Here is a 25,824-nt window from a genome sequence, read left to right on the forward strand (position 1 = left end):
GGTAGGAGTTTGGCTTGGCCGATCGCATCGCAGCCGAAGGGGAGCCGTCGGTTCTGGTTCGTTGCCCATTCTTGCCGGTTTGCGCAAGGAGGGAGTTCCGTAAATCTTAGACGATCCCGACTCCCGAACCTATGGCGATGGAGGGGATTTCATTTTTAACGGCTGGCCGCTGGTTTCCCGATCACCGGCGCAGGGCGGCGGCGGGAGAGGATTTGCTGGGGCAAGTGGCCGTCGACGGTATCGACCGCTACGGTCAGGCCGGCAAAGTAGAAAAGATACATGTTCAGCATCGGGATGATCGACACGTCTTGGAACATGCCATTGATCAAATAGCTGGAAATGGTTGCCACCATCAGCAGGCCAATATTCTGGGCCTCGCGGCAGGCCGACGAGCTGCGGGCGATCTGCCAGCCTTTAAGTCCCCAAGAGAGGGCCAGGAGCGTGAACATGCCCGCACCAATCAGCCCCGTGTCGACCAGGTAGGAGAGCAAGACGTTGTGCTGATGGTAGGGAATCGCTTTGCGAAGCGGCATTTCCCACTGGGGGGCTTGGGCGTATTCCTGGTTGTAGGCGAAGTAGTGTCCAAATCCGGCTCCCGTAATCGGACGGTCTTTGAACATTTCCCATGCGATAATCGCTAGCATCGGTCGCAGTTCGATCGAGTCCGCGGCGGCGCTGGCCGACAAATTCTTGTCGCGTTTGAGATTCAGGATCTGATCACCGAAAACCAACCCGATGACCGTGGCGAAAACAAGCGCCGAGGCAAACGCCCAAATTCGGATGCCGCGCGGGATCTGGTTTATCTGCGATAGCGAAATCGCGGCGGCCGCAGCAATCCAAACGCTGCGCGTGAGCGTTGCGTACACCCCTCCGGCGGCCGCAAGCATCGCGAATCCACAGCCGATCTTTGCGACCCGTTGGCGCTGCTGAAACGCGAGCAGCATCGCGGTCATCGCGATCGACAGCAGGAATCCGTTGCCGGTTGGATTCAGGAGCGGACCGCGGCCGCGGCCTAGGAATTCGGCATTTTTAGGGTCGCTGATAAAGCTCGGAAAGACAAGCGATTTGAGCTCTGCTTTTTCCGCGAGCGCTGTCAGACCCAAATACAGCCCCAGGGCAATGAAGCTGATCTGGATGACATTCAGTTCCCATCGCGAGAGGCGTGAGAACCGAGCGACGATGTACATGCCTAGCGGTAAGAACGCGTAGAAGATCCACCGCGCCAGCGGTTCGGTTCCCGCTTCGGGGGCTTCCCCCATCATCGAACTGATCAACAGCCAACCGACAAAGGCAAGGACTAACCAGTCCATCCGGTTGGGTTCCACCGGCCGCGTGCGGTCGGCAAACACGCGCGCGACGAACAGCCCCAGCATCGCAAACCAGCAGAAACGGTCGATACTGAAAAGGATGGGGCCCTGAATCGCAAAAAACGGAGGGCCGAAGAGCGTCCCTAGGATCAACGTGGCTAAGGCCAACATTTGCAGCGAAACACGGTGCGCAAGGAGAATCCCCCACGCAATCGCGGCCAATGCAAATAGTAGTCCTAAGAATCCCAACAGTCCTCTCCGACAATCGAATCAGCACCTGAATGGTGCGATGAAACTTAGCTGCCAGAATGGAGCAAGAGCGACAAAGTTAGGGCGAGATTCCGAGATTGCGGAAATTTTTCGTAATGAACAAGCCACTTTGGGCAGATTCTACGAGTGACTGTCGCGATTGTCGCAGCACTAAGAAAACGTAGTAATCCGCGTGTGTGGCAATGCTGCTCCGCGGGGGGCGATCGAAATTACTTGTTTTCGCTGAGGATGCGATCGAGGACTCCGTTGACAAACCCGCGACTTTTGCGATCGCCATAACGTTTGGCTAGCTCGATCGCTTCGTTGATTGCCACCCGGCCGGGGGTTTTTCCGAACACGATCTCGTAGATTCCCAGTCGCAAGATGTTGCGATCGATGACGGCCATCCGGCTAATCGACCAATTGGACGAATGCTTGGCGAGCAGCGAATCGATTTGGGAGCGGTGCGTCATGACGCCACCTAGCAGCGAGCGAGCGAAGTCCGACAGGGCCGGGTGGTTCCGCATCCGGGTTTCGATGAACTGATCGCGCTCGTTGCGCGTTCGCTCGGTTCCGAAATCGTATTCATATAAGAGCTGTAACGTGACTTCACGCGCTCGCCGACGAGTTGCCATAGGATCCAAATTCTGAAGTTGCTGAGGTTGGGCCGTAAGTTAAGCACGCCACGTCGATTGCGCAAAGGGCCCTGTGATTTTTGTCGCTTCGCGTTCGCTGTCGTTGGAACCGATGCAATCCGAACGTTCCGTAATTTTCGCAAGCCGTGGAAAATATTCCTCCCCGACGTCCTAGAAAAGCAAGACTACGTTTATTCTGCGAAATTCTCATCCGTTCTCCGTCGATTCGTGTCTTCATGGAATCCGCAAATCACGCTGCCCAATCGCCTGTCAACGAAAGTGTCACGGTCCGCGAGCCGTTCCTGGCTGATTCGTTGGCCGTGGGGTTGTTCGTTTCGCTGGCGATGACCGTGGTGCAACGTGGGGTCGGATTTGCCCGCAGCGTTGGGTTTTGCAAGTTCCTGGATGAAGAGACGCTGGGCCAATGGGCGATGGCGTTGTGCTTCATCAATCTGATCACGCCGATCTTCCTGCTGGGCTTGCCCGGTTCGATCGTCCGATTTGTTGAGTACTTTCGCCGCCGCGGACAATTGCAAGCCTTCATTTACAGGATCGTCTTCGGGACGGCGGTGCTGACGTTGCTTGCGGCAACGTCGATGTTGGTCTGCCCGAATCGATACGCCGAACTGATCTTCCGCGATGCGAACATCGTCGGACCTGTGTTTGCATTGGCCGTCTGTTTGGTCGCGACGATCGTTTTCAACTTTTTGGAGCATCTGGTCAGCGGCTTGCGACAAGTCCGCGTCGCGTCGCTGATGCAATTCATTCACAGCGTTGGCTTTACCTTCTTTGCGATCGGATGGTTGTCGATCGGTGGAGGCGTCTCGGGGCTGATCCTCACCTTCGCTGCCGCCGCGTTTTTGGGGTGTGTGCCTGCTGCGTGGGTGTTGTTGCGGAATTGGTCAGGGTTGGAGCGTTCGTCGGAACCGCTGACCGACCGTTCGTTGGCGCGACGCATCGCGCCGTATGCGGTCTCGTTGTGGGCGATCAATCTGATCGGCAATCTATTCGATTTGTCCGATCGATACATGATCTTGCACTTCAGCGTCGGTGGGCCCAGCGTCGGCCAAGCGATGGTTGGCGAGTATTTTAGTTCGCGACTGCTGCCGATCTTCCTGCTCAGCTTGGGGACCCTGATCGGCGGGGCGCTGATGCCGTATCTGACCGCCGATTGGGAATCGGGGCGTCGGCGTCGCGTGAATCTACGGCTTCGCAAAACGCTGCTGTTGCTATCGGGAGCGTTTGCGTTTGGTTCGGCGGTCGGCATGTTGCTTGCCCCATGGATGTTCAACCATTTGCTGGACGGTCGCTATACCGAAGCGCTTGCGGTGATGCCGATCGCGTTTGTTTTCTGTGCTTGGAGCGGGCTGATTATCGTTGCCGAAAATTACCTGTGGTGTGCCGAGAAGGGAAAGTTGATCGGCGTCGCGTTGGCCTCGGGGTTGCTTGCCAACATCGCACTCAACAGCGTACTACTGCCGATGATGGGACTCTATGGCGCGATGCTATCGACGGCGATCGCCAATCTGGTGGTGCTGTTGTTGGTGCTTTACTTCATGTCGACGCAGGGATTCGTGTTCGACCGTTCGATCGGTTTCGCGCTGGTTCTGCCGGCGACGCTGCTTGTGGGGCCTTACTTCGCGCTGCTAGCAATCGTCGTGGTGATCGCCACAAGTTCGCATACGCAGCGTTACCTGGGACAAGTGCTCGCGGAATTCCGCCAGCATGCGGTCAAAGTGCAATCGCGATTGGCGAACTCACGCTTTGCGAATCTTCTCGCGCCCCGATTGGACGGCTGAGGTCGCGTTGCGTGTGTCGACGATCAGCGACGAGTGTTCGACGATAAAGTCGTAGTCGTAGGCGGAGTGGTCGGTGGCAATCAGGACACAGTCCTGTTGGCTCAGGAACTCAGCGGTCAGCTCTTGGCTCTTCATTTCCGGCAGGTCGTGATGTCGCATCTTCGGCAACTCAGGAACATGTGGGTCGTTGTAGGTCAGCTCCGCACCACGTCGCAATAAGATCTCCATCAGTGTAAACGAAGGGCTTTCGCGAGGATCGTCGACATCTTTCTTATAGGCAACGCCGAGCATGCAGATCTTGCTCCCCTTGATGGGTTTGCTGACCTCGTTCAGAAATTCGCTGGTCCGATTGATCACATAGGTTGGCATCGACGAATTGACTTCGCCAGCCAGCTCGATGAACCGCGTGTTCAGTCCTTGTTTGCGAGCCAACCAGCTGAGATAGAACGGATCGATCGGGATGCAGTGGCCGCCGAGCCCCGGCCCGGGATAAAAGGCTTGGAATCCGAATGGCTTCGTCTTCGCCGCGTTGATCACGGCCCAGACATCGATATCCATCGAATCGAACAGAACCTTTAATTCGTTCACCAGCGCGATGTTGACCGCGCGGTAAATGTTTTCAAGCACTTTGGCCGCTTCGGCGATCTCGCAGTTGTCGACCGGGATCGTCCCGGCAACGGCTTTGTTGTACAGGGCACAGGCGAGGTCGCGGCTGGGAATGTCGATGCCGCCGACAACCTTAGGGATTCCGGCAGCGGAGAAGGTTGGATTTCCAGGGTCTTCGCGTTCGGGGCTGTAGGCAACGTAAAAGTCGACGCCAGCCTTGAGTCCTGACGTCTCCAAGATCGGCACCATCACGTCGCGAGTGGTCGTGGGATAGGTGGTGCTTTCCAGGATCACGATTTGCCCGGGCCGCAGATGCGCGGCGATCGTGCGCGCGGTCGATTCTACAAACGACAGATCGGGATCGCGGGCATCGTCCAAGGGCGTGGGAACACAGATCAGCAGCGCGTCGGGCTGGGCGAGTTTGCTAGCATCAATCGTGGCGCTAAAGTCGGCGTCGGCGTACCATTTGGCGATCTTAGCGTCGGAGATGTGCTTGATGTAGCTCTTTTGAGCATTCAGCGACTCGATTTTTCGCTCGTCGACATCAAAGCCAAGACAGCGAAAACCAGCCGAGGAAAAGGCGTCGATCAACGGCAAGCCAACATATCCGAGCCCCAAGATGCCAACGTAAGCGTTGCCTTGCTCGATCCGCTGTATTAATTCGTCGTAGTTGTTTGTCATCGCGTTGAACCGTCAGATTTAAAAGGGGGAGCTGAAATCTGCAAGAAATATTCGGTTTGGCTAGGTTCCACTGGCAACGCGGTGGGGGCCTTAGCGGCGGGGCTAGCAATTCCCAATGATAGGATAGGCGTTTATGTCGATTAGCCGCAAGTGAAATCGATAGCAGCCGGAGTGTAGAACTTCGTTAATTTCACATCGCAAACACCAGAGTACCTTCGGGGGAAGCCCAATGTCGTGGTAATCTTGGCGTGCAATCCATCCTGGCAGAGACTGGGGGAATTTGCGAGGCCTGCGTGCATTGCCGTGACCCGTGCGGACCAACTAGCAACAAAACGGAGGCAGAAATCAAGCTTTCTCCATTGAGGCAATTTCGGTAGAGTCCTGCAGCGACTAACCAAATTGGGCTCACGCTAGCCAGCCAATTCGTCCGTCATTTATTCTGCCGAGAAGCAACGTGCAAAGAGAATCCGCCCCCCGGCTGTCGGAAACCGAACACGGAAACGATGAGTTTCAAGCGGCCGATGCAATCCATGCAGCGCTCCGTTTCCTGCGGATGCTTCGCAGAAAGAAGCAATACATCGCTTTTTCTCTGCTGGTCACATGTGCGTTGGGGGCATTTTATTACCTGACAGCGGACAAGGTTTATGAAGCGAAGGCTCAGCTGTTGGTGACGCAGACCAGTCCCGATATGCTCAACGCCGGCGTCTCATCGAATCTGAACAACGATGCGCTAGTTGCGACCCACGAACGGTTGATTGAGAGTTCGGTTGTTCTCGGCGGTGCGTTGGATCGAATCCGCAAGCTCGATAGCGAGCTGAAGGTCGACCTCGCTGGCGTGCCGGAGGAAAAGTGGAAAGATCTACTGCGTGGCAATCTCTCAGCAAGTGCGGCGCGTCGGACAAGTATTATCGAACTTTCCTATCGCTCCAAATCGACGCTCGCCGCGCGGGCGGTGCTCGAAGCTGTCGTGGAATCGTATCTCGAGTTTATCGACACCAGCCATAAAGATGTGTCGGTCGAGATCGCGACGATTTTGAAAGACGAACTACGCGAGAAGGAACGCGACCTCAAAGCGAAGCAAGAAGAGTGGGTGACAGTGAGTCGCGAGGCCGGTGATCTCGGACTGCGCAGCGGTAGTAGCGTTGTTCACCCTTTGGTACAGCGTGCGGTAAAAATGAACGACATCCTTGTCGCTGCGCGTGAAAAGCGATTGAAGCTTCAGGCCTCCGAGGTCGCTGTGAAGCATGCCGTTCAAACCGGCGGCGACCTACGACAGTATTTGGTTGAGCTGGAACCGACGATCGGGCGTGAGCTGATGCTCAATGGGCTTGGCATGAGTCCACGTTTTGCCCAGGTTGCTGACGAAATCGAGCAGAAACTGCTTTCCGACCGAGCACTATTGCAATCCCAAGCGAAGCACTTGGGGCCGGTTCATCCGAAGATCCAAATGCTGCAACAGAAGATCGCCGATTCGGAGCGATATCTGTTGGAATATCGGGCGAAGATGAATGCCGCCAATGGGCCCCAGCAAGAACAACAACTCGGCGAGATGTTGCTTTCGATGATCGGCGAAGCACTGGCAGAGACGCAAGCAAATGAAGAACAGCTGGAGCGGGAGTACGCGATTGCGGAAGCTGAAGCGGTTACGTTGAACGGCCGCATGACCTCCTTGCAATTGGTCGAAAACGAACTGCAACGCCTTCGCAATTGGCACGACACATTGCTGAATCAAATCGCTAACATCGATTTGCAAACCGAAGGAGGTGACATCCGCGTTTCTGTGGTCGGTGAACCTGTCGCGTCTCCCGGCGCGGTCGCTCCCCGACTAAAAGTGATCGGCTTGTTAAGCATTTTCGCAGGTTGCGGAATTGGTATCGCAATCGCATATATTACAGATCTGCTGGAGGACCGATTCCAGTCTCCAGACGAACTACAGGAACAGGTCGGCGTTTCGGTGATCGCAATGATCCAGAGTTTGAATGGATCGGGAGAAGCGGGAGGTCAGAACTTACACATGTTCACGAATCCCAAGAGTGCCGAGAGCGAAGCGTTCCGCACTTTGCGAACTTCGTTGTCGCTGCAAGGGAGCGATTTCTCGAAGCTGGCGGTTACAAGTTCCGAACCAGGCGATGGCAAGACAACAGTGATCGCCAACTTGGCAGTTACCTACGCGACAGCAGGAAAACGAACGCTATTGATCGACTGCGATCTTCGCAAGCCAGGCTTGACCCGGTTGTTCGATATGCGAGGCCTCGGCGGCGTTTCGCAACTGCTGACGCAAGCGGATGTTGTTGCACCGATTTGGGCGAATGAAGTCAAGGGGACGGGGATTCCCAACCTATCGATCATTCCCGCCGGTCCACGACCGCAAGACCCGACCGAATTGTTCTCCAGTTCCCATTTTGGAGAACTGTTGGCCTGGGCCGAAGCCAACTACGACCAAGTGCTTGTCGATTGCCCGCCAGTGGTCGCCGCCAGCGATGCAGCGATTATCGGCCGTTTCGTCGATGGCCTGATGATGGTTGTTCAACCTGCCAAGAACCATCGCAAGCTGGTGATTCGGTCGGTCGAGCAATTGGGGCAACTGGGAGTTCAGTTGACCGGAATTATCTTGAATCGCGTGGACGATAGCGTTTCGGGTGGCCAGTTCGGATATGGATACGGCTACGGATATGGCTACGGGTATGGCTACGGCGACGAAGAACACGACGATGCGGTTGAAGCATTGCCAATGGAGCAAACGCCGACACAGTCACCTCACCGGAAAGCCGCATAGTCTCAGGCACGATCTCGTATCGCCGTATTGAACTTTCGAGGTTTCGGCGACTGCCCAATGCAGCAAAAAATCATGGACGATTACCCTTCCACCATCGAACGATTCGCAAGCAAGGCGCTTGACTGGGCGCTCTACGGCGTGCTCTTTGTCGCACCGTTGTTCATGGGTGGGCGAGGACCGTTCGGGAAGTTTGTCTTTGTCTGCTTCGTCAGCCTGATGGCATTGGCCTGGATCGTGCAATCGTTGTGTCGCAAAACGGTTGTGCTACGGCTCAGCGGTGCCGAGTGGATCATCGCGGCAGGAGCGTTGTTGGTGGTGTTCCAGTTGATTCCTTGGCCCGAGTCAGTGCTGCTGACCTTCTCGCCAAACCTCCGCGAATTATTGCCGATTTGGTTCTCCTCCCCCGATCCCAACCATTTCCAAATCGGCACCTGGAACACGCTTTCGTTGGCACCGAATGCCACTCGCCAAGCGTTGGCGGTCTACGTGGCTTATGCGTTGTTTTTCATGTTGTTGGTCCAGCGGGTTCGGAAGCTTGAAGACGTTGAATGGCTGCTCCGTAGTCTGGCCTACGGCACGCTCGCCTTGGCAATGCTTGGCCTCACACAATTTCTCACCAGCAATGGCAAATTTCTTTGGTTCTACGAGCACCCATTCCGGACTACCGATGGAGTCGTCAAAGGACCGTTTCAAAATCAAAACCACTTTGCTCACATGATGGCTTTGGGGATTGGCCCATTGCTTTGGGTGCTGTTGGTTGTGATTGGCAGGCAGGCAGGATCAAGGAAGGTGTCTCGATCAAAGCGGTGCAATCGCAGTCGTTTTTCAGGAGGGAAAGAAAACGCTGGCTCGTTTGAAGCCTACACGCTTTCGGTCGCAATCGGTTTAGTCGCCCTGGCTGTGATGCTTACGTTTTCACGTGGTGGTTTCCTCGCCTTTGCTGCAGCAACTCTGGTTGCTGTAGGGCTATGTCGCGGGCAGAACGTCGGCAAGCGTACGACTTTGAAAATTGCAGCGTGTGTCGTTGCGATGGTAGTCGTAACGCTTTGCATTTACGGGTACGAACCGCTCGCTCGAAGGTTGTCGACATTGCACGAGTCGCAATCGCTTGCCGAACTGTCCCATGGTCGCCGTGCATTGTGGGATGCAATGCTCTCTGCGACTCAGCATTTCTGGCTCACGGGGACCGGCATCGGATCCCATTCTGACGTCTATCCCGTTTACATGCAGACATATTACAACGTTGAATTTACGCATGGCGAAAGTGGCTATCTACCGTTGTTGATGGAAGGTGGTGTGGGCGCAGCAGTATTGTTGGGGGCGGCGATTGTATTTATCGCCTTGCGTCTGATTCCTTGTGTAAGGCTAGGCGTGTCACCCGAGTCTCATCGAACGCTCCGAATAGCCGCTTTGGCATCGCCGTTATGTGCTGCGAGCACGGCGAGCTTAGTACATGCAATTGGTGATTTTGTTTGGTATATCTCAGCGTGCATGTCTTGGACAATCGTTGTTGTGGTGCTCGCGGTTCGGCTGCCAAACGTTGCATCAATATCCTCTGCCGACCGCTTGGCACCACTAGTGTTGCCGGTCGCCAAGCCTGGGGTGATATATAGGCTCAACAGCGTGCTGAGATGGCCAGGGCAAATTGAAGTCGGCGTCAATGCTCTCCCACCCGTTCTCGCTTTTGGTTTTATGTTGATTATGTTCTGTACCACCACACTCGTAGCACCAGCCAAAGCTGCCTTTTCTTGGAATGAATTTCGTCGTGTAACACGCAACTTAGACATCAAAGAAACAGAACGCATTAGTCGAGAAATCGAATTGCTAAGGAAAACGATACACCACGATCCAACTCACGCTGAAGCAAAGAGTTTGCTTGCTCAGGCGTTCTGGCACAGGCAGAATGCTGCCTCACCCCAAGCAACAGTAACGCCCAGCAAAAACGCACATTCGGAAACAGCTCAATCGCTGGCCGTGCGAACGTTTGCGACCAACCCTTTGCTGGGGCGGGCATACGCATTTAGTTTGCCAAGCGATGGAAATCGAATTCCGTTACTGACCTCTGAAGCATTGCTGGATCAGGCGTTCAGCGTTCGCCCGCACGATGCCGTAATTCATATGCTGCAGGGAAAACGTCGAATTGCCGCAGGAAAGATCGATCGAGGGTTTGAGCATTGGCGATTCGCTTTTAATCATGACCGAGAGGTTCGCGCAGCACTTGTTGCTCAGCTTGTACCGCTCTTTCCCGCCCAATTTTTAATCGACCGTTTAAGACCCAACCACGAAGGGACTTGGCAGTTGTATTATGCTTATCTCAAACAGGTAAATGCGTTTAACGCGGATGCTGTCGCTGAGCGATTAGTCGATCAATTAGCTGAAGAGCTTCCGAAATGCAAAGACAATGCAACCGAAGCGATAATTCGTTTTCGGCTGTCTGCCTTATACGACCAGCTCAACGAGAAAAAAAAAGCGTTAGAGGCTGTATCAGCAGCAGTCAAGCTGCGCCCCGAGGAATATCAATATCGAATGGCTTGCGCCATTCTGTCTGTCAAGTGTGACGATCATCAAATCGCTAGCAAACATTTGAAATGGTGCAAGGCACGTCGTCCAAACGACCCCAAACTAGAACGTCTGATGGTTGAATGTCGGCGGCTTGAAATCGCAGGGCTGACGCCTCTTAAACCGAGGTGAAGGATAGGCCGCAGCGTAGATAATGAATTGATATTTGCAAAATGCAACCCGATTGGTATCTTCCTCGCTACGACAATAGTTTAAGCACGCTACCAATCTGCATCGCACAGTGACGCAACTCAACTTTTGGGACAGCAAAATCAATATGGCTCCTACGATAAAGCAACTACTGCCTTGGGTTGATCTTCCCGCAGTTCCGTTCGTTTACCCCGCTGCGTTGTTGTTGAAACTGGTTAGGAAAGCCGGTGTTCATCGTTTGCCGCTTTGTAAAAAGGCCTTGTTTCAAGTAGGTGTTTTTCCAATACGGAACCATTACTACGAGCCGCAGTATGACATGGCAAATCCGCGGCGCAGTTTTTCGGAACCACGAGATCTTCCAGGGATTGAGTGGAACACAGACGGACAATTGGCGTTATTGGATCAGCTCGTTTATTCGCATGAATTAGTAGGAGACGAGGCCAATGGCAGCAGCCCTCAAAGATTTGATTACGACAATGGATCTTTTGGCTCCGGAGATGCTGAGTTCTTGTATCAGATGATCCGGCTGAAAAAACCAAGGCGGATATATGAGATTGGAAGCGGTAATTCAACACGAATGGCGATCAAGGCTGTTGAAGCAAATGTCGCTGATGATACGGCGTACGAGTGTGAGCATGTATGTGTCGAGCCTTATGAAATGCCGTGGCTAGAGTCTACAGGTGTAAAGGTTGTGAGGGAGAAGGTTGAGGATTTGGGAAGCGGTTTTTTCTCGAGCCTTGGTGAAAATGATGTTCTGTTTATCGACTCGAGCCATATGATTCGTCCTGATGGCGACGTGTTGTTTGAATATCTGGAGTTGCTGCCGAGCCTGCGGCCTGGCGTGATCGTTCATGTCCATGACATTTTTACGCCTAGGAATTATTTGACTCGGTGGTTGCAAGATGAAGTGAAGTTCTGGAACGAGCAGTATCTTCTGGAGGCATTTCTCTCACACAACAGTTCTTGGAAGATTCTTGGTGCATTAAATTATCTGCATCATGCCTATCGAGATCAACTTAAAATTGTATGCCCGTGCCTCTCGGCGGACCGGGAGCCCGGGTCGTTTTACATTCAAAAGACGTCTTAATGGCTGTTTCCACGGTAGGGTTCAGGCGAGTTAGCCGCGCTGTTCGTTCGACTTTTTTAGACTCACAAGATGGACGTACGGAACGCTCAGTCCATGCCAACTTGGCTTGGACTGCGTTGGGGAATGCCGTCTATGCCGCCGCCCAGTGGGCCATTGTTTTAGCGTTGGTTAAAGTATCTTCGGTAGCGGCCGTTGGGCAGTTTGCGTTTGGGATTGCGATTGTTACGCCAATTTTCATGTTTGCCAACTTGCAGCTTCGCTCCGTCCAAGCGACTGACACGTTGCGAAAAAACTGCTTCGGTCATTTCATGGCACTGCGACTGTTAGGCATTCCTGCGGCGCTTTGCTTGGTCCTGATGGTTCTTGTATTCGGCGGCTACCCACAAACAACGGTTTATGTAGTTGTTGTCATCGCGTTAGGTAAGGCTATTGAGTCTTTAAGTGATGTTGTCTACGGCGAACTTCAGAGTGGTGAGCGTTTGGATCTTGTTGCTAAGTCAATGATGCTAAAAGCTGTGGCCTCGGTTCTGCTGTTAACGTGCACGATTGCCATGACTGGTAGTCTGCTGCTGGGGTTGATCGCAAATGCAGGTGTTGGCGCAGTCGTGCTAGTTGGCTACGACGTCCCCAATGGCGCGCATGCCTTGTCCGCACGGAGGCGTGGACCTGTGAAGGTTGCGTTTGGAGGCGAACTACTTCCGGTATTTGAGTTCGCACCCATTGGTCGGCTTTTTTTTACAGCGCTACCACTGGCCGCCGTTGTAGTGGTCGGGTCTCTGAATTCGCAAATTCCTCGCTATTTTGTAGAACGCGAGTCTGGCGCCGCTGAACTTGGGATTTATGCTTCGCTGTGTGCGCTGTTTTCTGGGTTGTATTTTTTTCAAGTTGCTTTGGGGCATGCCATGCTTCCGGCTCTGGCTCGCAGCTATAACGCTGGCGATCGGGCTAAGTATTTCCGCTATGTGGGAGTGGTGCTCGGAGTTGGGGCTGCAAACGGTCTGCTCGCGTTGGCGTTGGCGGTGATGGGCGGCGCAACATTTCTGAGGTTCGCATTTTCCGACGAGTTTGCGAATTCAGGACAGTTGTTCCTTTGGCTGGCAGTTGCATCGACGCTTCAGTGCTTCAACGGCGCCCTTGCCTACTTCCTTCATGCTGCCCGGCGATTCAAGCAAACGGCGTGGGCCGCCGTCGCTAGTACGCCAGTGATCATTACTGCAGCAGGGATTCTAATCCCCAGACTGGGCCCCCTGGGCGGCGCGTTTGCCATGTTGAGTGGGCTTCTCGTTTCCAGCCTCGTTCTAGGCGTCCAATTCGTCTTACTAATGCGTTCGTTCAAGGAGATTCGATATGCAACCTGATCCCGTCTGTCTGCGACTTCCCAAGAGAGCCTTCTATCGCACGGTTCATGCTTGGCGGCAGCCGCATGTTGTTCAATCCAAGTGCTCGGGGATTAAGCTGCGGTACTCCTCCCAGAATCGCATTGGTGAAGAATTGTTCGCCAACGCATTTGAACGCGCTGAACGTGACTTGTTAAATCGAATTATTGCACCGGGAATGACCGTTCTTGACATTGGAGCAAATCTTGGCTTTTATACTTGCCTCTTTGCGCAGCGAGTTGGCCCTTCTGGAAATGTTGTTGGAATTGAGCCAACGCCATCAACATTCGAATCGCTTCAGGAAAACGTTCGGCTCAATGGATACCAAGATCGAGTCGCTTGTCATTGCTGCGCACTCTCCGACAGCGATGGGATAGCCCAACTGAATCTGTTTGGCGAGAGTAGCGGCGGAGTCTATAACTCTCTGGGAGTTACTTGCCCTATGGATGGGACTGAGCCCCAGTGCGTTATCGAAGTTCCTACCAAAACGCTCGATGAGATCTGTAACGGGGTGGATTCAAGTAAGGGCGTTTTCATGAAAATTGACGTCGAAGGCTTTGAGCAACAGGTGGTTCGTGGCGGGAGCCAATTTTTGGCTAATGAACCACGTGCAGCTATGATGATCGAACTATATGAACCTGCGGCACAGCAGTGTGGTAGGTCGACTCTCGACACATTGGCTGATTTAGAGTCTTTCGGCTTTGAGCCATACTACATGGCAGAGGGGGCAACTTTAGCGCCGTTCACTGAAGACTCGCGAGCGAAACTATTATCAGGGACTTTGCCTCCAGATGTTTTTCTCTTTAAACCATCGATGCGGCCTCAATGGGTTTAGCGGTAGGATATTGTATCGCAAGGAGAAGGTGCAAATATGTTGCCGCTAGGTTGCAACTCAAATACGAACGCCAGCGGATTAGATGAGTCTGGATCCGAGTGGAGGCAGATTGATCTGTCCAAGTTTACCGGTGTCGGTGCTTTAAGCTGCAAGGATCGAGTCTTGGATAAGTTGTGGCGGACCGTGGGGCAACGCATCTATCGTTGTTCGCTCCTTGGTTTTTCTCGAGGGAATCAAGTTCGGGCCGCGTTGCTGCGACTTTTTGGTGCAACTGTGGGGACTAACGTGGTACTGCGACCGTGTGAGATTACGACCCCCCGCAACATCCATATCGGCAACCATGCATGGATCGGAGAAGGTGCGGTGCTTTACTCTCTAGCGCAAATTGAAATAGGCGATAACGCTTGTGTAAGTCAGCATGCCTATCTCTGTACGGGAAGTCATGATGTAACGGACCCATTTTTTGGGCTCGTAAAAAGGAGTATCGTTGTTCGCGCGGGAGCTTGGGTCTGTGCCAATACCTTTGTCGGACCCGGTGTTACCGTTTACGAGGGGGCTGTCGCTGCGGCAGGTAGTGTTGTTGTACGCGACCTTCCAGCTATGTCGGTTTCCGGTGGCAACCCGTGTGTCTTTATAAAAAAACGTCAGTTGCGTGCCTGACGGAGATCTGGGAGCATTGCTGCGGCGACCCGTGCAAGTTGCGGCAGATTTAGACTAATAGATATAGTTGTTGGAAGGACCAAGACTAAATGAGTGAGGTTCGAATTTCAGTCGTTACTCCAAGCTATAACCAAGCGGAGTATGTTGAGCAAACCATTCTTTCGGTTTTGCAACAAGACTACTCGAATGTTGAGTACTTGGTTTTGGATGGTGGTAGCACCGATGGCAGTGCTGACATTATCGAGAAATACAGCGATCAGCTTGCTTATTGGTGTAGTGCTCCTGATGGTGGCCAAGCGGATGCGATTAGTAGAGGTTTTGCACGCTGCACTGGAGATGTAATTTGTTGGATAAATTCGGATGATTTGTTCTTGCCAGGTGCGTTGAGCAAAGTCGCTCGCTACTTCACAGATCATCCAGAAACTCAGTGCCTAAGTGGCGGTGCGTTTACAATTGACGAACACAACCAGCCGGTGAAGGGATTTGGCGTTTTCACGCTGGGGGAACAAGCAACCTTCGACAAGTTGCGTTTCTATGCCCAGGATAATTTGTACCAACCCGCAGCGTTTTGGCGGCGTTCAGCGTATGAGGCAGTTGGGGGCGTCGATCCAACTCTAAACTTTATAATGGATTATGACCTTTTTGCTCGTCTCGCCCTGCATTCTCCGTTTGCCCGTCTTCCGGCGCTGCTAGCTTGTTTTCGCTTGCATGGCGAATGCAAATCAATGCGGATTCAAGAGGTTCGTGAAGCAGAGCTGGAATTATTCCGAGAACGCTATGGCGCGTCATCCTGTTCCGAGCTATCTCAGCGGTTAATGTACTGGAAGTATCGTTTGCCGAGTCTGGCACGAAAGGCGCAGTGGCGTCTGGCGAGAAAGATTGGGCTTATCGAGTTGCCGCGAGTTGCATAACGATGGCAATGAAATAATGAGCGTTGAAAGCAAACCTAGCGTGAGGCGGTTTCAGTCGATTTTCAGTGATGCGATCCTTGGGGCTTCACTGCTGTGGACGGGGTTGCCTGAAACCGTTGTTGGAAAGATCTACATTGCAAGCGTTCCGCTCAATGTCTTTCTGTTCTACCTCGCGATCGCTTCGTTTGCTTTTGAGCACATGATCGGGGGGAGATCGCTTCGCAGGCCCTCTTTGCTTTTGCTGACTGCAGCTCTTGCTATGTTTCTGATGGCGACCATGGGCTTCCTGCAAGGAGCGGAGTTTCGGTGGTGGGCAATCGATTTTTCGATGTTTCTCGGGTTGCCATATGGCTTCCTGTGGGTGGGGCAACGCGGAATCGCTGAGGCAGCTCGGTTGCTGCAGCAGTGGGCACTGATCTTTTCAGTGCTTCTTTTGGCTAATCTGGCTGGCCTTGCGGTAGGTTTGATTCCACCAGCGAACGAAGGTTCCAGGCTATTCACTTATGCCGTCTTTAATTGCACTAACTTTATAGCTGTCATTCTTCCTTGCTTGTTCGTGGCGGCTTGGCAGCGGAAGTTACCAGGGGCGCATTATCGAGAGATGTGCCTTGCCTATATCGGTGCTGCATGCATATTTCTCGCAGGAGTGTTTGCTGCCACACGTTCGATCTTACTGTTAAGTACAGTTAGCGTTTCTCTTGGTTACTGGGTTTCAACGAAGTCTCGGATGAGTTGGGTCGCATGGATCACCCCAACAGCGGTGATTGGGGGGTATGCATTGCTGGGGCTCGGGGCGTCAACGTTTTTAGTGGACCGGCTGCGGCAGACCAACCTGAGTGATGAAGATCGGTTTGTTGAAGTCGAACTTATGTTCGAAGATATGGCTGGCCCTGCAGACTATATTTTGGGAAGAGGCTTTGGTAGCCGCTTCCACTCGAGCGTGGTCGTTGATGGTGATGACCGTGCCCTGACACCGCACGTTGGTGTTTTGTCGACACTCTACAAGGGAGGTGCGGTGGTTTTTACTGTTGTCGTTGTATTGCCCTTTGTTCTGGCGAGTTTTCAGCTGCTTCAGTTCCAAGGCACTCGCATTGAATTGGGGTTCGCCGCGAGCGTAGTGCTATATATAGTATTGTCATCTATGTCGGGGGGGTGGAACAATGGATTGTTGTTTGTGTATGGGGTTTCTATTGCGGCCTCCAGTGGGAGTCGTCGGAAGCGTGTAACGACTTTAGTGACAGCAAGGCCAGTCGGCGTGAGAGGGTTGAGAGGCCCGCTGCTTCCGCATGGGCAACGAAGAGGCCGAGCTAGTGAATTAATTTTAGCGAAAGCGATAGAATATGAAAGTTTGCCATATCATCAACAGTCTTGAAGCTGGCGGCGCGCAAATAATGCTGAGGAGCTTGCTTTCCAAGACGCGTGATCTTGGGATTTCGTCTCATGTTGTGTGTTTGCTGGGCAGAGGCCCGCTTTCGGATGAGATAGAGGAACTCGGTGTTAGTGTTTCTTATCTAGGTTGGAAGCGAGGGGCCCTCCCGTTGCTTCAGATTTTTGAGCTAACACGGGAGCTAAGGCGGACGTCACCTGATCTCGTTCAGTCGTGGCTGTATCAATCGGATTTTGTTGCCGCGATTTCCTGTCTGCTGTCCGCAAAGCGTTTTCCTCTTGTTTGGACTGTACACACCTGTTCACCGGATGATCGTTTGGCTGGATGGTCGACACGAAATGTCAGAAAACTAAACGGCAAGATGTCCCGAAGGATTCCTTCTTCGATCGTGTATGTGTCGAATGCAGCACGGAGCGTGCACGAAGGGCTGGGGTACTTTTCCGATAAAGGGTGTGTAATACCAAATGGGATCGATGTTGGCCGATTTGTTCCTTGCGCAGGATATAGAGATGACATCCGGGAGGAGCTCGGCCTGCGATCGGAGACGCCACTGGTGGGCATGTTGGCGCGTTTCGATCCGAGCAAAGATCACCGGACGTTCCTGTCGGCCGCAAATCGAGTCAGGGCCGCTAATCCCGAGTGTCATTTTGTTCTCGCGGGCAACGATGTATTGCCGTCGAACTCACCTCTGATGGCGATGGCTCGTGAGTTTGAAGTCGACAATTGCCTGCATTTGCTTGGGCGACGGGATGATACTCACCGCTTGCATGCAGCGTTTGATGTGGAAATTTTGGCATCGCACGCGTGGGAAGGATTTGGTCTCGTCGTTGCCGAAGCTTTAGCGTGTGGCGTGCCGTGTGTTGTTAGCGATACTGGGGCTCTTTCTGAAGTACTGTCAGGTTTCGGGGAGGCAGTGCCGGAAAAGGACCCTGTGTCGATGGCACGTGCCTGTTTGGCGATCATGACACTTAGTCGTTCTGAGCGATCTGAAATGTGCGCTAAGGCAAGCCAGTATGTTGCTTCCAGTTTTTCCCTTGAAAACGTTGCGGAGCAATATGTGCAATTATGGGGGCGTCTGGCTGCAAGGAATGTTCTGCCGCGACTGGCGAGTTGACGTTTCTGGAGAGAGGTAGAGTCAGCCAACGCAGCCCTTAGTTTGCGTCGGATATGTGTGGGCGGTCCTGGTTCCAGGGTTAGGGGGGGCTTGTGAAATTCGCTATTTTGCCACGAAGACGACTGCACTGGCACAATGGCTGTTGCGTTTCTTCTAAATTATGGTTCCTTGATTTTTAGGTCGGCGGCGTGGACGGTCCATCAGTATAAGCCCACTCGACATCCGGCGTGCATCGTGGGTAGCCAACATCTTTGCATGTTCACTGCCTATGGATCATCGATAGCAAAAGACTGTCGCGACGTACGCATGGGTTTGGGGCAGCATTCGGCGTGTGCGACTGAGGTTTGGTAACACACGTGATACTTACAATCCACTAGGATTGGCTTAGGGGCACACGTGGGTGTACGTTAATCCCCCAAGCTCAACGGCCTTCCTCGTTCAAAGTTCACCACGCCTCTTATTGCTTACTGTTTTGGGCTCAGGCCGATGGGGTGACGAAGTTTGAAGGCTGTGCTGCCAGAAGTCTGGCAGCGATTGGCCATGCGCCCCTCCTTCGAATCAAAGTATTGGTTTGGGGGGCCGGGCCCCTGCTCGTCACGCGACCATTCCGCTTTCCTGTGTCGGCGTTTGTGCGGTAGGTTGCGCGTTGGGGATTCTTTTTGCCAGGTCCGGATAGCTCTCAACCTTGGGAGCTTCAGAACTGGCGCGTCTTTCCGAGGGGGCGAGTTTCGGTTCGAAGTTAGTGTGGAGCAGCAATTTTGCTTGCGCTTATGTGTCCCGGCGTTGGTGGCCTGCCGGGGGAGGGCTGTGTGTTGTCGTTGCGGTGGTGGATCTTGTGCTTCAATCCGTATTGGGTTGCTAGCAGGAAGTGCGGTGCCGATTGCTTGCACGATGCGGTCAACATTCGAGCACAATCAACTGAGAGGCTTTGTCGCGTCTATTTTCGAGATGACTAAGTTGTATCCCCCCCCGGCAAATGTTGGTTCTAGCTATTTCGCCCTCGAATATGCTCTAGGCCTAATCGTGACAAGTCACTATATAGGCGGTGTACCATTAACGCTAAGGATCTGGGATGGCAATGCAGTTAGAAATCATGGACGAACAAAAATCTGGCAAGGCAGCACTTCCATTGCATAGTCCCAAACATTGGCTGCGAGTATTGTTTCCCACATCACGGCGTAGGCTATTGGAGCGATCGTTGTGCTCGCTTGATCTAGCAGATCGTCAATCTGTATTGATTGTTGGTGCAGGCCACGATCCATACCGGAGTCTGTTCTCGCACGTGAAGGACTACACCTGCCTGGACATAGAGAACGTGCCTGGGGTTACGGATGTTGTGGCTGATGCTACGCAAATGCCCTTTGACGATTGCCGGTTTGATTGTGTGGTTGCGACTGAGTGCATGGAGCATGTCTCCAATCCGTTTAAGTTCATTGAACAAATCGATCGCGTTTTAGAGCCAGGCGGCCTGGCTGTTGTCACGGTTCCTTTCTTGTTTCACCAGCATGGTGATCCCTATGATTTCTGGAGGCCTACCCGCGAATGCTTAGCTGGTTTTTTTTCAACGTATAGCAAGGTGGAAATCTTTTCGTTAGGCAATCGGCTGCACGTAATCTCAGACCTCGTTACGACGGCATTCGCTCCACGTCGCGTATTGTTTCCATTGCGGATTATAAATCACCTGCTCGCCCGCTTGCCTGGGAGCATTCAGACGGGGGCTAACGTTACTACAGCCCCAACGGGGTTTATGGTTGCGGCGAGAAAATGAAGTTTTAGTTTGCCTGCAGTTATACGTTGTCTAGGAGTTCAGGAAATTGGATAATAAGAGCACGCTGTCTGGCGACCGCAAGCATCCACGCGTTCTGTTTGTTGCTACCGAGGATTGGTATTTTTGTTCACACCGATTACCCCTAGCGGAGTGGCTGATCGAAAAGGGGGCCGGGGTTTCAGTGGCAACGAGTTCAGGCACAAAATCTGGCATCATTCGTTCGGCTGGGATAGAGCATCATGTGGTCCGACTAAAACGAGCAAGCTACAACCCTTTGAGCGAATGGAATGCCGTCCGTGATATTGCTGCGGTGTGTCGGCAAGTTCGTCCTGACATTCTCCATCTGGTCGGTCTCAAGCCCATCCTTTACGGCACCATTGCTGCTCGGAGAACCCGGGTTCGCTCAACAATCTGCGCGATATCGGGACTAGGGAGCCTGTTTGCACCAGGCGGGATGTCTCGTCGGTTGCTGCAAACAATCGTGCGCCAGTGCTATCGGCGTTACGTTTATGGGCAGCCCAAGGTCCGCGTGATTGTGCAGAACCCGGACGACCGTGATCAGCTTGTTGCGAAAGAGATGGTGTTGCCGACGCAAGCGGTCATCATCAACGGATCGGGGGTGGACTTGCAAAAATATAAGTACACTCCAGATCCTTCTGGAGAGCCCATCGTATTCACTCACTCACGTATGTTGTGGGATAAAGGGATTGGGCAATTAGTTGAAGCGGCACGATTGCTGAGGCAGCGTGGCGTAGCTTGTCGGTTTGTATTGGCGGGCTTGCCGGATCCTGCGAACCCTACCAGCATCCCTGCCGAACAGTTGCAACGATGGCATGACGAAGGAATTGTCGAATGGCTTGGGAAGCGGGGCGACATACCTAAACTGTTGAATCGATCACACATTGCATGTTTGCCGTCATACTACGGTGAAGGCATTCCACTTTCGCTAATTGAGTCCGCCGCAGCTGGACGCCCCATCATCACAACAGATATGCCTGGTTGCCGGGAAATGGTATCGCAATCGCTAAACGGACGTATTGTTCCCCCTCGAAAGGTAGTCCCGTTAGCTGACGCTATAGAGGAACTTGTCGGGAACCATAGCCTGAGGCAAAAGATGGGGGTTGAAAGCCGACGCTTAGCGGAGAGCAAGTATGGGATTGACGCTGTCCGTGAGGCAACATGGCAGTTGTATCAGCAGTCGTTGTCCAGACCGTCTTCCCCGCATGCTACAAGAGTCGAGTGTCCTGCGCAGAAAGCCGCCGCATGAAACGTGTTCTTGTAACAGGTGCGAATGGTTTCGTTGGACGCTTTCTATGTGCCTTGCTTTCGGAGCGTGGCTGGCAAGTGCGGGGCACTGTTCGACATCCCAAATCTTTCCCATCCCTGCCCAAGAATGTCGCTCCTATTGCAACAGGCGACATCGAGAGCTTTCAAGACTGGCATGATACTTTGGGCGATGTTGACGCCATTGTTCACTTGGTTGCGAGAACGCACGTGATGCGAGATCAGGCAAGCAACCCACTGGAACTATATCGCAGTGTCAATGTGCGCGGCACTCAAAGATTGCTAGAAGGCTGCAGACGCACCAACGTTAAACGGTTTGTGTTCGTTAGCTCTATTAAGGCGGTAGGAGAAAGGTCGGAAAAGGCCTGCGAGGAAATCGACGCTTGCATGCCGGAAACCCCGTATGGCCAGACGAAACTGGAAGCGGAACGCCTGCTTCTGGACGCTGCTGGCGCCATGGGCATCGCTCCTGTCATCCTGCGTCCTCCGCTGGTCTACGGAGCAGGAGTGCCTGGGAATTTCCTTAGGATGTTGCGCGCAGTTGACCTTGGAATCCCGCTCCCGTGCTGGAGCATAAAGAACCGCCGCAGTCTCGTGTATGTGGGCAATCTTGCTAGTGCCATTGCCGAGTGCCTGGAGCATCCCAATGCAACTGGCGAAGTATTTCATGTCGCAGACAATCTGCCAGTTTCGACAAGCGAACTGATTTCAGAAATGGCGTCCGCGCTTGGAAAGAAAGAGAGGCTGCTACCCACGCCGGTATCAATGATCCGTGCCGCCGGATACTTAACTGGCAGGCAGGATGAGGTGTCTCGCCTGTTAGATTCTTTGACACTTAGCACTGAGAAAATCAAGCGTCGGATCGGTTGGGAACCAGGTGTGTCGCTAAAAGAAGGCTTAGACGCAACCGTTCGTCAGTACAGAATTGGAAATAGGAGCTTCTGAATGAAAAGAGGGATGGATTTCTGTTTAGCGTTGCTTGCCCTGCTGGTCTTAACACCACTCATTCTTGTTGTTGGTTTTGCTGTCCGCCTAACCTCTCCGGGCCCTGTAATCTATTGGTCTGAGCGTGTTGGTAGAAGGAATGTTTTATTTAGCATGCCGAAGTTTCGCACAATGTATCTGAACACACCGCAACTGGCGACCCATCTATTGGAGGGAGCGGAAAAACATATCACGCCGCTGGGGAATCTTCTCCGTAAGACAAGTCTCGACGAACTGCCGCAGTTGTGGAGTGTGTTAGTGGGGCACATGAGTTTGGTTGGCCCACGCCCGGCATTGTTTAATCAAGATGATCTTGTGGCACTACGAACCCAGAAAGGAGTACAGCGATTGCGACCAGGAATTACAGGCTGGGCTCAGGTCAACGGTCGCGATGAACTGAAGCTTCATGAGAAAGTTGAGTACGATGTTGAATACATGCAGAAGATTAGTACGGAATTCGATTTGAAAGTCTTGCTGCTTACTATGGCCAAAGTCTTGCGTCGCGATGGAATTCAGCAGGCAAAAATTTCGAGTCACAGTAACGATTCGGCTTCTGAACCGCAGAAGCGTGCAGCTTGATTGTTGCGCAAGTCTAAAAACGTAACGAGATAGTAAACGTGCTACACCAATTGCCAGTCTCCTACATGGTGAAGGGTGAAGTCAATCATCGATACCTGTAGGGTGTTGCTTCCTCCGCTCGACGCAATTGCGTTAATGCTTTGGAATGCGTTGGCTTCGACCCTGCGACCTGACGCGCGGACCAAGTTAGCAGCGCTGCCAGACGCTATGAGCTGATCGTCGCCCGCAGCGTCATAGAGATTTGCGACATCGCTTCCGCCTCCGCCGCTGGCGACGAGGAGTTCAAACGCAAGTGCGTAGTTTAGGTACCCTGGACCGCTTAGCTGAGTGTAGGATTGACGTGAAATAAGTGAATCGTTGCCAGTAGAACCACTCAGGACTGCCGTGTCGTAACCTCCTGCGGTCGCGTACGTGTTAACTTGTTCAAATGCTTTGACGTAATTGAAGAAGTTTGTCCCGCTTAGCTGCGCCGAATTATGAGTGGCAGTGAGACTGTCGTCGCCACCAGAGTCATATAGAATTGCGACATCGAATCCTCCAGAGTTGGCATAGCTGTTTACTCTATCAAAACCAGTTGCATAGTTGAGGAAGTCCGTCCCGCTTAGTTGCACCGAACGTGGCGTCGCGGTTAAACGATCGTCTTCGCTTGAGTCATATAGCGACGCAGTGTCATTACCGCCCGCAGTTGCATAGGAGTTGACCTGCCCATACCCCTGCACGTAGGTTAGGGATGTATCCCTTGTGAGCTGCGCCATCGTAGGTGTCGCCACGAACAGATCGTCACCGCTCGAGTCGTATAAGTGTGCGACGTCGACGCCACCAGCAATCGAGTAGGAATTTACTTGGTCGAAACCGTGCGTGTAAATCAGGAAGTTGTTGCCAGCTAACTGCGCTGTAATCGCACTCGCTGTGAATCGGTCATCTCCGTTGGAGTCGTAAATCAACGCAAGGTCATGTCCCCCAGCGCTGGCGTAGGAATTTACTTGCTCAAACCCCGCCACGTAGTTTGAGAAGTCGCTCCCTTGAAGGTGTGTTGAACCAGGAGTGGCGGTCAAACGATCGTCGCCGGTTGAGTCGTGTAGAAACGCAATGTCGAAACCGCCGGCATTCGAATATGAGTTGACCTGGTCAAATCCGCTTGCATAATTCAAGAATCCTTGGCCGATTAGCTGAGACGAAGCTGGAGTTGATGTCAATCGATCGTCGCCTGAAGAGTCGTGCAGCAACGCGATATCAAAACCACCAGCAATCGAGTAGGAGTTTACTTGCTCGAAGCCGCTTGCGTGATTGAAAAAAGAGGGGCCTTTGAGCTGTGCTGCGATTGGAGTTGCTGTGAATTGATCGTTGCCGATCGAATCATAGAAATGGGCGATGTCAAATGCTGTTGGTGTTGAGTAGGCATTTACCTGATCGAATCCTGCAGCATAATTCAGGAATCCAGTTCCTTGCAGTTGCGTGGATTGCGGCGTGGCAGTTAATTGGTCGCTGCCACTGGAATCACGCAATATCGCATGGTCGAATCCTGCAGCAGCATAGGCGTTTATTTGGGCGAATCCACTGACATGGTTAGCGAACCCTGTTCCGCTATAATTCGCGGTGTTGGGGGACGAGTCGAAGGTGTCGTCTCCTGGCGAACCATACATTAATGCCAAGTCGGTGCCGCCATGACTTGAGATAGCGAATGTCTCGTCAAACCCGTCCAATGTGTAGTTAAAGGATTCGCTTGTGAATATGGCTTTGTTGGGGTAGGTTGTCAGGCGGTCGTCGCTTGATGTGTCGTGGATCGTGGCTGTGGATGTTGCAGCGGTAGGGGCCGACACCGTGGCTATCTCGATTTCGTCGACGCTCAATGACAGGGTGGCGTCTGTTGCTAGGATTGTGCCTTGACCGAGTGTGGCATCTTTGAAGTTCTCGGAGCCAATGATGACGATGGTGTCCGTCCCCGCACCACCATGGACGATTAGTTCTGTTAAGGTGTCTGGTATCGAGGTGATCTCTTGATTCATACGAATCTCACGAGCAATCAAGTCGATCGTAATTTCGTCATCGTTTTCAGTCCCGTTTGTTTCAAGGAACGTGGTGGGGTGTTCGATATCCCAGCCGATGTCGTCCAGGGCGGTCCAGTCGAGGAGGGTCATCGCTTTGCGGGTTCCGGTGGTTAAATTGGGGTCGAGTGCGGCTTCGGCTCCAGCGTAGGAAACGTCGTGCTCAAAGTGACCGCCGTCAACGGGGATCGGGCTGCCGTAAAGGGCGACTGCTTTGGGGCCGGTGAAGTAGTCGCCGGGCTCGTTGCCGACTAGGGCCTGGTCGGAGGGGGAGAGTTCGGCCAGCGATTGGGTGAAGTTAGTCCAGGTGTTGCCCGGTTGGTTGGAGATTCCAAAGATGTGTCCCAGTTCGTGTAACGCCACGCTGTAGAAATCAGTGGTTCCCGAGGTCGGTAAGCCGACGTCAAAGTGCCATGTTGGCGAGGTGTCAAACGCGATGCTGCCGCCCCAGGTGCTCTGCTCATCTTCGCCGGTTTGCCCGCGCCATAAGACGGTATCAAGCCACCCCTGGTTTGTGTACTGGACACCGTACCCGGTGGAAGCTTTGCCGAGCGTCGAGCCGGTCAGATTGCGGGAGCCAACAAAGACGCGGACTTCATTTTCCGCAAGCTGCAAATTCTGAAGATTGACGGTGCTGCCGGTCTCCGGATCTTGGAACGATGCGGTCCAGGAGTTTCCGCCCGTCGGAGACGGGATCGCGGTCAACGTATCGAGCAGTCGCGTCTCGTAATCGGTTGCCGCACGTTCCAATGCGGCTTTTGCCTGCGTGTCAAAGAATCCAGCATCGTCGTAGGTGTAATCAAAGACGATGTCGACAGCCAACAGGTCTCGCCGTTCCAACGTTTCCAGGCGGATTCCTCGCCGCCTGCCGACGCGAGAACGCGAACGCTGGGGTTTGGATCGCTTGTTCGATTTCGTTCTGGAAGCCCACGATTTAAAGAAACCCATCAATCCAATCCTGCCGCAACGAATGATTGTGTAGCCGCCTTCAACGAATTTGCGAGTGAACCGATGAACCGGCGGCATTTCCCA

18 protein-coding genes are annotated in these 25,824 nt (G+C 53.2%); 14 read left to right on the top strand and 4 right to left on the bottom strand.

What is annotated here, in order from left to right:
- Positions 1–155: 155 nt before the first annotated feature.
- Together Poly24_RS04515 and nusB are read right to left on the bottom strand one after the other, a co-directional pair.
- A complete protein-coding gene (locus Poly24_RS04515; RefSeq protein WP_145091087.1) occupies positions 156–1,478 on the bottom strand; it encodes an O-antigen ligase family protein in 1,323 nt (440 codons plus the stop codon).
- 308 nt (positions 1,479–1,786) lie between these two features.
- Positions 1,787–2,191, bottom strand: coding sequence for a transcription antitermination factor NusB (nusB, locus tag Poly24_RS04520; protein WP_145091090.1), 405 nt, complete (start codon positions 2,189–2,191; stop codon positions 1,787–1,789).
- A 236-nt stretch (positions 2,192–2,427) separates the two neighbouring features.
- On the opposite strand from nusB, the gene Poly24_RS04525 reads away from it, so the two are divergent.
- Positions 2,428–3,990: a lipopolysaccharide biosynthesis protein gene (locus tag Poly24_RS04525; RefSeq protein ID WP_145091093.1), complete on the top strand. Its 1,563-nt coding sequence runs from the start codon at positions 2,428–2,430 to the stop codon at positions 3,988–3,990.
- On the opposite strand, the gene Poly24_RS04530 is transcribed toward Poly24_RS04525, so the two are convergent.
- Positions 3,949–5,277, bottom strand: a complete 1,329-nt coding sequence (locus Poly24_RS04530) for a nucleotide sugar dehydrogenase (protein WP_145091096.1) — start codon at positions 5,275–5,277, stop codon at positions 3,949–3,951. The two genes, Poly24_RS04525 and Poly24_RS04530, sit on opposite strands and share 42 nt — an antisense overlap.
- Positions 5,278–5,731: 454 nt before the next feature.
- On the opposite strand from Poly24_RS04530, the gene Poly24_RS04535 reads away from it, so the two are divergent.
- The 13 genes from Poly24_RS04535 to Poly24_RS04595 all read left to right on the top strand — a co-directional run bounded on the left by Poly24_RS04535 (position 5,732) and on the right by Poly24_RS04595 (position 22,747).
- Entirely contained in the window at positions 5,732–8,053 is a 2,322-nt protein-coding gene (locus tag Poly24_RS04535) for a polysaccharide biosynthesis tyrosine autokinase (protein ID WP_145091099.1), read from the top strand.
- A 57-nt stretch (positions 8,054–8,110) separates the two neighbouring features.
- Entirely contained in the window at positions 8,111–10,744 is a 2,634-nt protein-coding gene (locus Poly24_RS04540) for an O-antigen ligase family protein (RefSeq protein ID WP_145091102.1), read from the top strand.
- A gap of 109 nt (positions 10,745–10,853) precedes the next feature.
- The gene (locus Poly24_RS04545; RefSeq protein ID WP_197452321.1) at positions 10,854–11,849 is read left to right on the top strand and encodes a class I SAM-dependent methyltransferase; all 996 of its coding nucleotides are present in this window, start codon (positions 10,854–10,856) and stop codon (positions 11,847–11,849) included.
- 116 nt (positions 11,850–11,965) lie between these two features.
- Positions 11,966–13,207: an MATE family efflux transporter gene (locus tag Poly24_RS04550; RefSeq protein WP_145091105.1), complete on the top strand. Its 1,242-nt coding sequence runs from the start codon at positions 11,966–11,968 to the stop codon at positions 13,205–13,207.
- Positions 13,197–14,060: an FkbM family methyltransferase gene (locus Poly24_RS04555; protein ID WP_145091107.1), complete on the top strand. Its 864-nt coding sequence runs from the start codon at positions 13,197–13,199 to the stop codon at positions 14,058–14,060. The genes Poly24_RS04550 and Poly24_RS04555 overlap by 11 nt, the downstream gene beginning before the upstream one ends.
- Before the next feature lie 36 nt (positions 14,061–14,096).
- Entirely contained in the window at positions 14,097–14,720 is a 624-nt protein-coding gene (locus Poly24_RS27795; protein ID WP_145091110.1) for a WcaF family extracellular polysaccharide biosynthesis acetyltransferase, read from the top strand.
- A gap of 89 nt (positions 14,721–14,809) precedes the next feature.
- A complete protein-coding gene (locus Poly24_RS04565) occupies positions 14,810–15,631 on the top strand; it encodes a glycosyltransferase family 2 protein (protein WP_145091113.1) in 822 nt (273 codons plus the stop codon).
- A gap of 16 nt (positions 15,632–15,647) precedes the next feature.
- A complete protein-coding gene (locus Poly24_RS04570; RefSeq protein WP_145091116.1) occupies positions 15,648–17,003 on the top strand; it encodes a hypothetical protein in 1,356 nt (451 codons plus the stop codon).
- Entirely contained in the window at positions 16,972–18,132 is a 1,161-nt protein-coding gene (locus Poly24_RS04575) for a glycosyltransferase (protein ID WP_145091120.1), read from the top strand. The genes Poly24_RS04570 and Poly24_RS04575 overlap by 32 nt, the downstream gene beginning before the upstream one ends.
- Before the next feature lie 1,072 nt (positions 18,133–19,204).
- Positions 19,205–19,900 carry a class I SAM-dependent methyltransferase gene (locus tag Poly24_RS04580; RefSeq protein WP_145091123.1) on the top strand — a complete coding sequence of 232 codons (696 nt, stop codon included), beginning with the start codon at positions 19,205–19,207 and terminating at the stop codon, positions 19,898–19,900.
- A gap of 46 nt (positions 19,901–19,946) precedes the next feature.
- A complete protein-coding gene (locus tag Poly24_RS04585) occupies positions 19,947–21,167 on the top strand; it encodes a glycosyltransferase family 4 protein (protein ID WP_145091126.1) in 1,221 nt (406 codons plus the stop codon).
- Positions 21,164–22,129 (top strand): NAD-dependent epimerase/dehydratase family protein, encoded by a 966-nt coding sequence (locus Poly24_RS04590; RefSeq protein ID WP_197452322.1) that lies wholly within the window; start codon positions 21,164–21,166, stop codon positions 22,127–22,129. Before Poly24_RS04585 ends, Poly24_RS04590 begins: the two co-directional genes overlap by 4 nt.
- Positions 22,130–22,747: a sugar transferase gene (locus Poly24_RS04595; RefSeq protein WP_145091132.1), complete on the top strand. Its 618-nt coding sequence runs from the start codon at positions 22,130–22,132 to the stop codon at positions 22,745–22,747.
- A 41-nt stretch (positions 22,748–22,788) separates the two neighbouring features.
- Here the strand turns inward: Poly24_RS04595 and Poly24_RS04600 are convergent, their stop codons facing one another.
- Positions 22,789–25,740 carry a hypothetical protein gene (locus Poly24_RS04600; RefSeq protein ID WP_145091135.1) on the bottom strand — a complete coding sequence of 984 codons (2,952 nt, stop codon included), beginning with the start codon at positions 25,738–25,740 and terminating at the stop codon, positions 22,789–22,791.
- Positions 25,741–25,824 lie beyond the last annotated feature (84 nt).

It is taken from the genome of Rosistilla carotiformis, assembly GCF_007753095.1.
In the GTDB taxonomy this organism is placed as follows: domain Bacteria; phylum Planctomycetota; class Planctomycetia; order Pirellulales; family Pirellulaceae; genus Rosistilla; species Rosistilla carotiformis.

Excerpts from the sequence above, each read along its gene's own strand:
- Poly24_RS04595 (WP_145091132.1), top strand. The coding sequence starts at position 22,130 with ATGAAAAGAGGGATGGATTTCTGTTTAGCGTTGCTTGCCCTGCTGGTC.
- Poly24_RS04525 (WP_145091093.1), top strand. The coding sequence starts at position 2,428 with ATGGAATCCGCAAATCACGCTGCCCAATCGCCTGTCAACGAAAGTGTC.
- Poly24_RS04575 (WP_145091120.1), top strand. The coding sequence starts at position 16,972 with ATGAAAGTTTGCCATATCATCAACAGTCTTGAAGCTGGCGGCGCGCAA.
- Poly24_RS04570 (WP_145091116.1), top strand. The coding sequence starts at position 15,648 with ATGAGCGTTGAAAGCAAACCTAGCGTGAGGCGGTTTCAGTCGATTTTC.
- Poly24_RS04590 (WP_197452322.1), top strand. The coding sequence starts at position 21,164 with ATGAAACGTGTTCTTGTAACAGGTGCGAATGGTTTCGTTGGACGCTTT.
- Poly24_RS04600 (WP_145091135.1), bottom strand. The coding sequence starts at position 25,740 with ATGGGTTTCTTTAAATCGTGGGCTTCCAGAACGAAATCGAACAAGCGA.
- Poly24_RS04540 (WP_145091102.1), top strand. The coding sequence starts at position 8,111 with ATGCAGCAAAAAATCATGGACGATTACCCTTCCACCATCGAACGATTC.
- Poly24_RS04515 (WP_145091087.1), bottom strand. The coding sequence starts at position 1,478 with ATGTTGGCCTTAGCCACGTTGATCCTAGGGACGCTCTTCGGCCCTCCG.
- Poly24_RS04580 (WP_145091123.1), top strand. The coding sequence starts at position 19,205 with ATGGCAATGCAGTTAGAAATCATGGACGAACAAAAATCTGGCAAGGCA.
- Poly24_RS04530 (WP_145091096.1), bottom strand. The coding sequence starts at position 5,277 with ATGACAAACAACTACGACGAATTAATACAGCGGATCGAGCAAGGCAAC.
- Poly24_RS04565 (WP_145091113.1), top strand. The coding sequence starts at position 14,810 with ATGAGTGAGGTTCGAATTTCAGTCGTTACTCCAAGCTATAACCAAGCG.
- Poly24_RS04555 (WP_145091107.1), top strand. The coding sequence starts at position 13,197 with ATGCAACCTGATCCCGTCTGTCTGCGACTTCCCAAGAGAGCCTTCTAT.
- Poly24_RS27795 (WP_145091110.1), top strand. The coding sequence starts at position 14,097 with ATGTTGCCGCTAGGTTGCAACTCAAATACGAACGCCAGCGGATTAGAT.
- nusB (WP_145091090.1), bottom strand. The coding sequence starts at position 2,191 with ATGGCAACTCGTCGGCGAGCGCGTGAAGTCACGTTACAGCTCTTATAT.